Source organism: Mycobacterium numidiamassiliense, assembly GCF_900157365.1.
In the GTDB taxonomy this organism is placed as follows: domain Bacteria; phylum Actinomycetota; class Actinomycetes; order Mycobacteriales; family Mycobacteriaceae; genus Mycobacterium; species Mycobacterium numidiamassiliense.
The window spans coordinates 335,378-344,350 of sequence record NZ_FUEZ01000004.1 but is presented as its reverse complement, the minus strand read 5'-3'; the positions used below and the strand labels follow the sequence as shown (position 1 = coordinate 344,350).

Genomic DNA, 8,973 nt, shown 5'->3' with positions numbered 1-8,973 from the left:
GGTCACCGACCGAGGTTGTCGATCACCGCCGACAACTGCTCGGCGAAGCCCATTTCCCGGGCGATGCGGCCAAGCTGCTCGTCGGCGTAGAGGTCCGTCTCGTCGAGGATGACGCCCAGTACCGCTTCCGGTAACCCGATGTCGGACAGCAACCCGAGGTCGCCCTCCTCGAACGGCTCCGCGTCCTCGAGATCGTCGGGATCGAGGTCAGCATCCAGGTTGTCCAATACCTCGGCGGCGATGTCGTAGTCCAGCGCGGCCGTCGCGTCCGACAGCAGCAGCCGGGTCCCCGACGGCGCGGGACGCACGATGACGAAGAATTCGTCATCGACGTCGAGGAGTCCGAAGACCGCCCCGGCGCTGCGCAGCTCGCGCAGCTCTGTTTCGGCGGCAGCCAGACTGATCAGCGACTTGGGTGCCATCACCGAGCAGCGCCATTGGCCTTCTTCTCGAACGACGGCGACGCCAAAACCGTCCGGTGTGTCCGCGGCCGGGCCCTTCGCCGAGGCCCGTTGTGGTCCCATGGGCGCCTACGCTAGTCGCTGACCAGCTCCCTTGACCAGATAAGCCGGACCGGCGAGCCACCTGAGCGCACCGTATTCGGCCGAACTGTGCCAACCTTGGACTGTGGCTGCGACGGCGGCGAGAACACCGGTGTGCGTACTCGGTCTGGGACTCATCGGCGGCTCTGTCATGCGGGCGATCGCGGCCCAGGGCCGTGACGTGTTCGGCTACAACCGCTCGGTGGAGGGCGCTCAGGGCGCCATCGCCGACGGCTTCGACGCCACCACCGACCTCACCGACGCGCTGACCCGCGCCGCGGATACCAGCGCGTTGATAGTGCTGGCCGTGCCGATGCCGGCGCTGCCGGGCATGCTCGCACACATCGGCGAGTTGGCACCCAAGTGTCCGCTGACCGACGTCACCAGCGTCAAATCCGCCGTACTCGACGAGGTCGCCGCGGCCGGCCTGCAGGAGCGCTTCGTCGGCGGTCACCCGATGACGGGCACGGAAAACTCCGGATGGGCCGCCGGGCACGCGGGTTTGTTCACCGCGGCCCCGTGGGTGATCAGCGTCGATGACCACGTGGACCCGGTGGTGTGGTGGATGGTCATGACGTTGGCGCTGGACTGCGGTGCGGCGGTAGTGCCGGCCAGGTCTGACGAGCACGATGCTGCCGCTGCCGCCATCTCACATCTGCCGCACCTGCTCGCCGAGGCCCTCGCGGTCACGGCCGCCGAAGTCCCGCTGGCCTTCGCGCTGGCCGCCGGCTCGTTCCGCGACGGCACCCGGGTTGCGGGTAGTCCGCCGGATCTGGTCCGCGCGATGTGTGAAGCCAATGCCGCCCAGCTGCTGCCGGCGGTCGACCGGATCATCGACCTGCTGAGCCGGGCCCGCGACTCGCTGGACTGGGATAACTCCGTGGCCGAGCTGGTCGATGCGGGCCATGCCGCCCGAATTCGCTACGACCGCTTCCCGCGCTCCGACATCTTCCATGTCGTCATCGGTACAGAACATTGGCGCGAGGAGCTGGCCGCCGCGGGCCGAGCCGGCGGAGTGATCAGATCCGCTCTGCCAATCCGGGATAGTCCACGATGAACCCGTCGGCGTCGACGCTCACGGAGGTGTCGGCGACCGGTGAGTGCAGCTTGATACCGTCGAGGCCGCCGGCGCTGGTGTAGTTCACGATCGCCGCGTTAACGGACATATCGGGCACGTTCACGTAGACCATCGGCAACGCGATGGAGTCGACATTTTCGTGTAATCCGAGCCGTCGAATGGGCAGCGCATTGAAGAACGGGCTGAACACCACGTCGACGTCAAGTGCCCCGTCGAATCCGGCGCGCCGCTCCCCCTGGTGGTCGGTGATCAACCACATGTTCTCTTCGTCACGGGCAATGGCCAGCTGGCGTTCCCGCTCGGCCAGGGTCACCGTCAGACCGAACCTCTTCGTGGCTCCGCTCTCGTCAGTCTGCAGTTCGTAGTAGGCGCCAAACGCGGGATTGCCGTCGGTAGCCGCGGCCACGATGCGGCCGTTGGCTCGAATACGCTTGCCGGACAACTGAACTCGCACCGATTCCATGCGGGAGATATCCGGTGCACGCCAGGTCAACATGGCCGACCAAACGGGCGGGGTCGGATGAGAAGGGGCTGTCACCCTCCTACCGTAAGACGTGTCCACCGGGGACGTCAGCTTTGTCGGGAACTGCGGCCTGCGTCACGCGGCTTCGTGGCCGGCCCGGCCAGCGCGGCCGCCCGGTGCCCGGCACGGAAAGCCAGACCGCGAACGCCAGCAGGCCGTCGAGAACCAGCGCCAACGCGGCCACCATCACCGCGCCGACCAGCGCGAGTTCGAATTCGCGCATCTTGATACCGGAGATCAGGTATCGGCCCAGCCCGCCCAGGCTGGCATACGCGGCGACCGTCGCGGTGGCCACCACCTGCAGCGTCGCGTTGCGCAGCCCGCCCAGGATCAACGGCATCGCATTGGGCACCTCGACGCGCAACAGCACCTGGGCCTCCGTCATGCCCATTGCACGGGCGGCGTCGACCACCGTCGGCTCCACGCTGGCGATCCCCGCGTAGGTGCCGGCCAGCAACGAGGGAATGCCCAGCAGCATCAAGGCAACCAGTGGCGGCCCCAGGCCCAGCCCGAAGACCAGGACCCCCAGCAACAGCACGCCCAGCGTGGGCAGCGCGCGCAGGCCGTTGACCATGCCCACCACCAGGAAAGTGCCGCGGCCGGTATGCCCGATCAACATTCCGATCGGGACGGCGATCAGTGCCGAGGCGCCCACCGCCAGCGCGGTGTACTCCAGGTGTTCGGCGATGCGCGTCGCGAGCCCGACCGGGCCGGTCCAGTTGTCGGCGGTCAGCAGATAAGCAACCGCCTGTTGGACGAAGTTCATCGGGCGCCACCCACCACCGGGGACGCGATCGAGCGGCGCCGGCTGGCCCTACGCCCCGCGTGTTCCCAGGGCGTGGCCAGTCGCCCGAGGACAACGATCAGCATGTCGATGACGCCGGCGAGCACGAGCAAGACGATGATCCCGGCCAGGATCTGGTCGCTCTTGTTGGTTTGGTAGCCCATGGTGAACCAGGAGCCCAGCCCGCCGATGCCGATGACCGATCCCACCGCCACCATGGCGATATTGGTCACGACGACAACGCGCAAGCCCGCGACCAGTACCGGAATTGACAGCGGCAGCTCGACTTTCAACTTTCGTTTGATCACCGGGTAACCGACCGCGATCGCGGCATCGCGCACGTGCACCGGAACAGCGTCGAGCGCCTCGAGCACTGCTCGCACCAACAGCGCGGCGGTGTAGGCGGTCAGCGCGACAATCACGTTGGCCTCGTCAAGGATTCGGGTTCCGATGATCGTCGGCAAGGCCACGAACAATGCCAGCGACGGGATCGTGAACACGATGCTGGCGGCCGCGGTCGTCAGCCGCCGGGCAATCGGCGCGCGCTGCACCAGTACCCCCAGCGGCACCGCGATCGCCAGACCGATCAGTACCGGCAGCAGCGCAAGCCGCAGATGCACCAGGGTCAGGCTCCAGGCGTCGGAGAGATGAGCAAGCAGGTATTGCATGCTCAGTCCCTACGCTGGGATTGCACCGCGGCCAAAACGTCGTCAGCCAATACTCCACCGATGACCTTGCCGTCGCGATCGACGGCGATTCCCACGAAGGACGGGGAGGAAAGCGCCGCGTCGAGGGCCTGGCTGAGGTTACCGCCCGGACGCAGCTGCGAGCCGACGGTGCTGATGCTGTCGGACAACGGCGCCCCACCTCGATAGCGTCGCACGCCGTCGGAGTCGATCCAGCCCAGCGGCACGCCTTCGTCGTCGACGACCAAAGCCCAGGCCTGCGCGGCACATATCGCCGAGCCATCGGTCAAGGTGCTCAACGAGATCCGCTCGATGTCGTGCATTGGCAGTGCGGATGCGTCAATGAGCTGCAGCCAGCGATAGCCGCGGCCAAGCCCGATGAACCTGGCCACGAAATTGTTGGCCGGCCGGGACAGCAAGTGTGCGGGTTCGTCGTATTGCTGCAGCACTCCGCCACGCCCGAAGACCGCCACTTGGTCGGCGAGTTTGAGTGCCTCATCGATGTCGTGCGTGACGAACACAATGGTTTTCTGCAATTCGCTTTGCAGGCGCAGTATTTCGTTCTGCAACTCGTGCCGGACGACGGGATCGATGGCCGAGAACGGTTCATCCATCAGCAGGATGGGCGGATCGGCGGCCAACGCGCGCGCCACGCCGACGCGTTGTTGTTCGCCGCCGGAGAGCTGCGCCGGATATCGGGTCGCCAGCTTGGCGTCCAGCCCGACGCGTTCGAGCACCTCGTAGGCAGCCTTGCGGGCGGCCCGCCGCGGCTCGCCCTTGAGCACCGGCACGGTCGCGACGTTGTCGATCACCCGCTGATGCGGCATCAGCCCCGCATTCTGGATGACATAACCGATTCCGAGACGAAGCTTCACCGGGTCGACGCCCGCGACGTCCGCCCCGTCCACCCTGATGGTGCCCGACGTCGGCTCGACCATGCGATTGATCATCCGCAGCGCAGTGCTCTTGCCGCTGCCAGAAGAGCCGACGAAAACGGTCAATCTGCCGTCGGGAACCTCGAGGCTCAGCTGATCGACGGCGGTGTTACCGCCCGCGAAGACCTTGCTGACGTTCTCGAAGCTGATCACGGTGCGAGCGAATGGTCGAAGCCATTGTCCCGCAGCCAGTTCCGTGCGACCTGGCCCGGGTCTATGCCCGAGTTGCCTGCCACCGCGGCGTTGAGGGTGGCCAACCCCGCAGAGGTCAGCTTCGCTGACACCGCGTCCAGCACATCGTTGAGATGGTCGGATTTCTTCTGCGAATTCACCAGCGGCACAATGTTGCCCGCCAGGAAGTTGTGCTCCGGATCCTCGAGTACCACCAGGTGATCCTGCGGAATCAACGGTGACGTGCTGAAGATGTTGGCCGCGTTCACCTTTCCTTCAACCAGCGCGCGCACCGTCACGGCACCGCCGCCATCTTCGATGGCAACGTAATTACCCGGGCTGATGGTCAGCCCGTATTTCTGCTTGAGGCCGGGCAACCCGGAAGGACGAGCCAGGAAATCCGAAGGTGCTCCGAATTTGACGTCCGACGAATGTGCCGCCAAATCGCCGATGGTTTTCAGGTGCCATGCCGCGGCGGTCGAACCCGTGACGGTGACCGTGTCGGTGTCGGAGGCCGGCGAGGGCGTGAGGAGCGAAAGGTCGCCGGGCAGGCGCTTGTAGAGCTCCAATTCCACGGCATCGAGCATGGTTGCGGTCGAGTTGGGCTCGAAGTACTGCAGCAGGTTACCGATGTATTCGGGCACCAAATCCACGGAATGATCTTTCAGCGCCGGGATATACGTCTCGCGGCTGCCTATTCCCATCCGCCGCCCGACATCAAACCCATTCACCTGCAACGCCTGTGCGTAAATCTCGGCCACGATCTGGGATTCCGGAAAGTCGGCGGATCCCACCACGATGGATTTCAGGCTGCGGATTTCGGGCCCCAGCGGATCGGAGTTACTGCAGGCCGCAAGCAGGCCGACCGACGCCAACCACGCTGCTGCGGGGACGATCGCGATATGCACGCGCCGCAGCATCCTCATACCGCCGACCCTAACGTCAGAATCATCCGGCCGCTGCGACGTCGCACAACCGTGGCGGGCATTCCGGCGTTGTCGGTTTCTTTCTGCCGCAGATAGGGCAAAGATAAGTACATGAGCAGCAACCCACCTGACTCACCTATCCCGCCCGCGCCGACTCCACCCGTCGGCCCGGCACCCGGAGAGAAGGCAGTCAAGTTCACCCGCGCGGCCGCCTTGTGGTCGGCACTGATCGGCGGCTTCCTGACCTTGATCTTGCTGCTGGTCTTCATAGCCCAGAACACGGCCTCGACGCCGTTCCAGTTCTTGGGGTGGCACTGGAGCCTGCCGCTCGGCGTCTCCTTTCTGCTGGCGGCAGTGGGGGGCGGACTGCTCACCGTGGCGGTCGGCTCCGCGCGAATCATTCAGCTGCGCCGCGCGGCGAAGAAGCACTTCGCAGCGGCTAACGACCTGCAACCCGGGATCAACGGGACCGTCTAGTCGGGTAGCCTCGCCAGCTCCCCGAGGCCGCGGGAGATCAGCGGCGCCACGACCTCAGGCATGTGGTCGGACTCACCTTTTCCGCGCGCCTGATCCGACATCCGCCGGCGGAAATCGATGCCGGCAGCGATGATGGCGAGCTTGAAGTACGCCAGCGCCATGTAGAACTCCCAGTGCTCCAGCGGTAACCCGGAAACCAGCGAGTACCGGTCGGCCAATTCGTCGGCCGTCGGCAGCAGCGGCGACGTCCAGGCGGCTTGCGCATTGACGATGAGATCCAGCGCGGGATCGCGGTACACACACATCAGGGCCGTGTCGGACAGCGGATCTCCCAGGGTGGACAGCTCCCAGTCCACCACGGCGCGCACCCGGGTCGGGTCGTCGGCGTCCAGGATGGTGTTGTCGATCCGGTAGTCTCCGTGCACGATCGAGGTTCGGCTCTGCTGCGGAATGGCTTGCTGCAGACCGGAATGCAACCGTTCGACGTCAGCGTCGCGATGGTCGTCGGGCAGCCGCACCAACTCCCACTGCGAACCCCACCGGCGCACCTGGCGTTCCAGGTAGCCGCTGGGCTTGCCGAAATCGGCCAGGCCGACCGCATTTGGGTCGACACTATGCAAGTCGACGAGCACCCGGATCAACGCGTCAACGCATTTGTCGATGACGGTGTGGTTGAACGCCTCGAGTTGGGCGCGGCGGCGCACCACCTGCCCGGCAACGAATTCCACGATCTGAAACGGCGCACCCAGCACGGCGTCGTCCTCGCACAAAGCGATCGTGCGGGCGACCGGAACGGGTGTGCCCTGCAGCGCGGCCACCACCTTGTACTCGCGGGCCATGTCGTGCGCCGAAGGCGTCAGCCCGTGTAGCGGCGGGCGCCGAATCAGCCAGCTCGTCTTGTCGTCATACATCCGGAACGTCAGATTGGAGCGGCCGCCGGAGATGAACTCCGCCCGTAGCTCGCCATCGCGGTCGATGCCGAGCGAACGCAGATACCGGTCCAGCGCGGGCAGGTCCAGCCCGTCGAGTCGGTCAGCCGAAGTCACCGAACTTGTTTACCATCGCTGGTTGCGCGGTAACAGATCCCACACGTGTTCGACCGCGTTGACACCCGCCACCGTCGCCTGGCCGGAGCGCGAGTACCGCAGCAGAGTCACCGATGCGTAGTCCACCAGAAAAGACAACAGCCGGGCCGTGCCCAAAATCTCGTGCAGCAGCAGGTTGATCACCCCGCCATGGCTGAACACCGCAACGGTGTCGTCGGGATCGCCGGAGCCGACCAGATCGTCGACCGCCGCCAGCACCCGCGCCCGGAACGCGTGTTCGTCGACCGCACTGGGCAGCTTCCCTTGGACCAATCGCTCCCACTCCTTCGGGTTTTCCGCGCGGATCTGCTCGACTGGGATGTAGACCGGAAGGTCGCGATCGTATTCGGCGAACCGGTCGTCCACCTCGACGGCGAGCTCTCGCGCCGCGGCGACCGGCTCCGCGGTTTGGATGGCGCGGCGCTGCGGGCTGCTGACGACCCGGGAGATCGGAAACCTGGCCAGCGCCTCGGGCAGGCGTGCGATCTGCGCGCGCCCTTCCTCCGAGAGGTCCGGGTCGGAACCCTGGCCTGCTTCGCTGCGCAGCGGCAACGCATGGCGGACCAGAACCAGTTGCATATCGGTGTCCCCTCATATGGCAGGTGCGGCATCGGTTAGCTGCACTAAGCCTCGCATGAGGAGGCCCACGACACCTTGCCAGCCCGGCGGAGAATGCTATTCTCTGCGCAGAGAGTGGGGTGTGCGGACAATGACGACTGCTGGTGAAACCCAACTGGATCAGGGCGTTCTTGGTCGTTGGCTGGATGCGAACGATGCTCCGGGAAGTGGCGAAGAACTGCTGATGGAACTGCTCAAGGGCGGTTCGCAGAACACGCTGTATTTGATCCGGCGCGGTCCCGAGCGCATGGTGCTGCGGATGCCCGGGGCTCGCGCCGACGCTGCCCGCATCGACGGGTTGTTGCGCGAGATCCGGTTGGTAAGGGCGCTGTCGGGCACGGACGTACCGCACGCCGAGCTGGTGGCTGCCGACGACACCGGCACCGTGCTGGGCATGCCGTTCTACGTGATGCGGGCGATCGACGGCTGGAGCCCGATGGACGGTGGCTGGGAGGCGCCGTACGACACCGACCTTGCGGCGCGGCGCGGGCTGGCGTTCCAACTCGTGGAGGGCGCCGCCAAACTGGGCGGGGTGGATTGGCGCGGCCAAGGGCTCGAGGGATTCGGCCGCCCGGACGGATTCCACGAGCGGCAGGTGGATCGCTGGCTGACCTTCCTCGACGCCTACAAGGTGCGCGAGCTTCCCGGGCTGGACGAAGCGTCCGACTGGCTGCGCCGCAACCGGCCCGCGCACTACCAGCCCGGCATCATGCACGGCGACTATCAGTTCGCCAATGTGATGTTCGCGCACGGCGAGCCGGCCCGGTTGGCCGCCATCGTGGACTGGGAGATGACGACGGTCGGCGATCCGCTGCTGGACCTTGCGTGGTGCCTGCTGGGCTACGACGGCGAAAACCCCCGCCAAGACGGGTTTTATCTCGACATGTCGGGCATGCCGACCCGTAGCGAATTGCTGGGGCACTACGAGAAGATCAGCGGGCTGTCCACCGAAAACATCGACTATTACCTGGTGCTGGCCAACTGGAAACTCGGTATCGTGCTGGAGAAGACTTACGCGGCCGGGGTGCGCACCGGAAAGGTCGACCCGAACATCCAGGATGCCTTCGGGTCGATGATCCCCCGGCTGATCACGACGGCGGCCGAGCTGGCCCGATCGCTGCCTTCCGGGCCGACGGGAGGCCGCTGAA

The 8,973-nt window shown here is 65.9% G+C and carries 11 protein-coding genes; 3 read left to right on the top strand and 8 right to left on the bottom strand.

Annotated elements, in window-relative coordinates:
• Positions 1–2: 2 nt before the first annotated feature.
• The gene (locus tag MNAB215_RS09985; protein ID WP_077078727.1) at positions 3–524 is read right to left on the bottom strand and encodes a tRNA adenosine deaminase-associated protein; all 522 of its coding nucleotides are present in this window, start codon (positions 522–524) and stop codon (positions 3–5) included.
• 130 nt (positions 525–654) lie between these two features.
• Between MNAB215_RS09985 and MNAB215_RS09980 the strand changes: the two genes are divergently transcribed.
• Positions 655–1,599 carry a prephenate dehydrogenase gene (locus MNAB215_RS09980; RefSeq protein ID WP_245830428.1) on the top strand — a complete coding sequence of 315 codons (945 nt, stop codon included), beginning with the start codon at positions 655–657 and terminating at the stop codon, positions 1,597–1,599.
• Here MNAB215_RS09980 and MNAB215_RS09975 read toward each other — a convergent pair.
• The 5 genes from MNAB215_RS09975 to MNAB215_RS09955 are packed head-to-tail and all read right to left on the bottom strand — an operon-like array spanning position 1,562 to position 5,645.
• Complete coding sequence (locus MNAB215_RS09975) at positions 1,562–2,116, bottom strand: putative glycolipid-binding domain-containing protein (RefSeq protein WP_077078725.1); 555 nt, start codon at positions 2,114–2,116, stop codon at positions 1,562–1,564. The genes MNAB215_RS09980 and MNAB215_RS09975 overlap by 38 nt on opposite strands.
• Before the next feature lie 46 nt (positions 2,117–2,162).
• Positions 2,163–2,909: an ABC transporter permease gene (locus MNAB215_RS09970; protein WP_077078724.1), complete on the bottom strand. Its 747-nt coding sequence runs from the start codon at positions 2,907–2,909 to the stop codon at positions 2,163–2,165.
• The gene (locus MNAB215_RS09965) at positions 2,906–3,595 is read right to left on the bottom strand and encodes an ABC transporter permease (protein WP_077078723.1); all 690 of its coding nucleotides are present in this window, start codon (positions 3,593–3,595) and stop codon (positions 2,906–2,908) included. Before MNAB215_RS09965 ends, MNAB215_RS09970 begins: the two co-directional genes overlap by 4 nt.
• A 2-nt stretch (positions 3,596–3,597) precedes the next feature.
• Positions 3,598–4,701 (bottom strand): ABC transporter ATP-binding protein, encoded by a 1,104-nt coding sequence (locus MNAB215_RS09960; protein WP_077078722.1) that lies wholly within the window; start codon positions 4,699–4,701, stop codon positions 3,598–3,600.
• Positions 4,698–5,645, bottom strand: coding sequence for an ABC transporter substrate-binding protein (locus tag MNAB215_RS09955; protein ID WP_077078721.1), 948 nt, complete (start codon positions 5,643–5,645; stop codon positions 4,698–4,700). Before MNAB215_RS09955 ends, MNAB215_RS09960 begins: the two co-directional genes overlap by 4 nt.
• Positions 5,646–5,756: 111 nt before the next feature.
• Between MNAB215_RS09955 and MNAB215_RS09950 the strand changes: the two genes are divergently transcribed.
• Complete coding sequence (locus MNAB215_RS09950) at positions 5,757–6,122, top strand: LapA family protein (RefSeq protein ID WP_077078720.1); 366 nt, start codon at positions 5,757–5,759, stop codon at positions 6,120–6,122.
• Here MNAB215_RS09950 and MNAB215_RS09945 read toward each other — a convergent pair.
• Both MNAB215_RS09945 and MNAB215_RS09940 read right to left on the bottom strand, forming a co-directional pair.
• Positions 6,119–7,168 carry a phosphotransferase family protein gene (locus tag MNAB215_RS09945; RefSeq protein ID WP_077078719.1) on the bottom strand — a complete coding sequence of 350 codons (1,050 nt, stop codon included), beginning with the start codon at positions 7,166–7,168 and terminating at the stop codon, positions 6,119–6,121. The genes MNAB215_RS09950 and MNAB215_RS09945 overlap by 4 nt on opposite strands.
• A 9-nt stretch (positions 7,169–7,177) precedes the next feature.
• A complete protein-coding gene (locus tag MNAB215_RS09940) occupies positions 7,178–7,786 on the bottom strand; it encodes a histidine phosphatase family protein (protein WP_077078718.1) in 609 nt (202 codons plus the stop codon).
• Positions 7,787–7,916: 130 nt separating this feature from the next.
• On the opposite strand from MNAB215_RS09940, the gene MNAB215_RS09935 reads away from it, so the two are divergent.
• Positions 7,917–8,972, top strand: a complete 1,056-nt coding sequence (locus MNAB215_RS09935) for a phosphotransferase family protein (RefSeq protein WP_077078717.1) — start codon at positions 7,917–7,919, stop codon at positions 8,970–8,972.
• The last annotated feature ends 1 nt before the right edge of the window (position 8,973 follow it).

What these genes read in the sequence shown, in the direction of transcription:
- MNAB215_RS09975 (WP_077078725.1), bottom strand. Translation starts at nt 2,116, where the DNA reads ATGTTGACCTGGCGTGCACCGGATATCTCCCGCATGGAATCGGTGCGA.
- MNAB215_RS09965 (WP_077078723.1), bottom strand. Translation starts at nt 3,595, where the DNA reads ATGCAATACCTGCTTGCTCATCTCTCCGACGCCTGGAGCCTGACCCTG.
- MNAB215_RS09940 (WP_077078718.1), bottom strand. Translation starts at nt 7,786, where the DNA reads ATGCAACTGGTTCTGGTCCGCCATGCGTTGCCGCTGCGCAGCGAAGCA.
- MNAB215_RS09985 (WP_077078727.1), bottom strand. Translation starts at nt 524, where the DNA reads ATGGGACCACAACGGGCCTCGGCGAAGGGCCCGGCCGCGGACACACCG.
- MNAB215_RS09950 (WP_077078720.1), top strand. Translation starts at nt 5,757, where the DNA reads ATGAGCAGCAACCCACCTGACTCACCTATCCCGCCCGCGCCGACTCCA.
- MNAB215_RS09955 (WP_077078721.1), bottom strand. Translation starts at nt 5,645, where the DNA reads ATGAGGATGCTGCGGCGCGTGCATATCGCGATCGTCCCCGCAGCAGCG.
- MNAB215_RS09970 (WP_077078724.1), bottom strand. Translation starts at nt 2,909, where the DNA reads ATGAACTTCGTCCAACAGGCGGTTGCTTATCTGCTGACCGCCGACAAC.
- MNAB215_RS09935 (WP_077078717.1), top strand. Translation starts at nt 7,917, where the DNA reads ATGACGACTGCTGGTGAAACCCAACTGGATCAGGGCGTTCTTGGTCGT.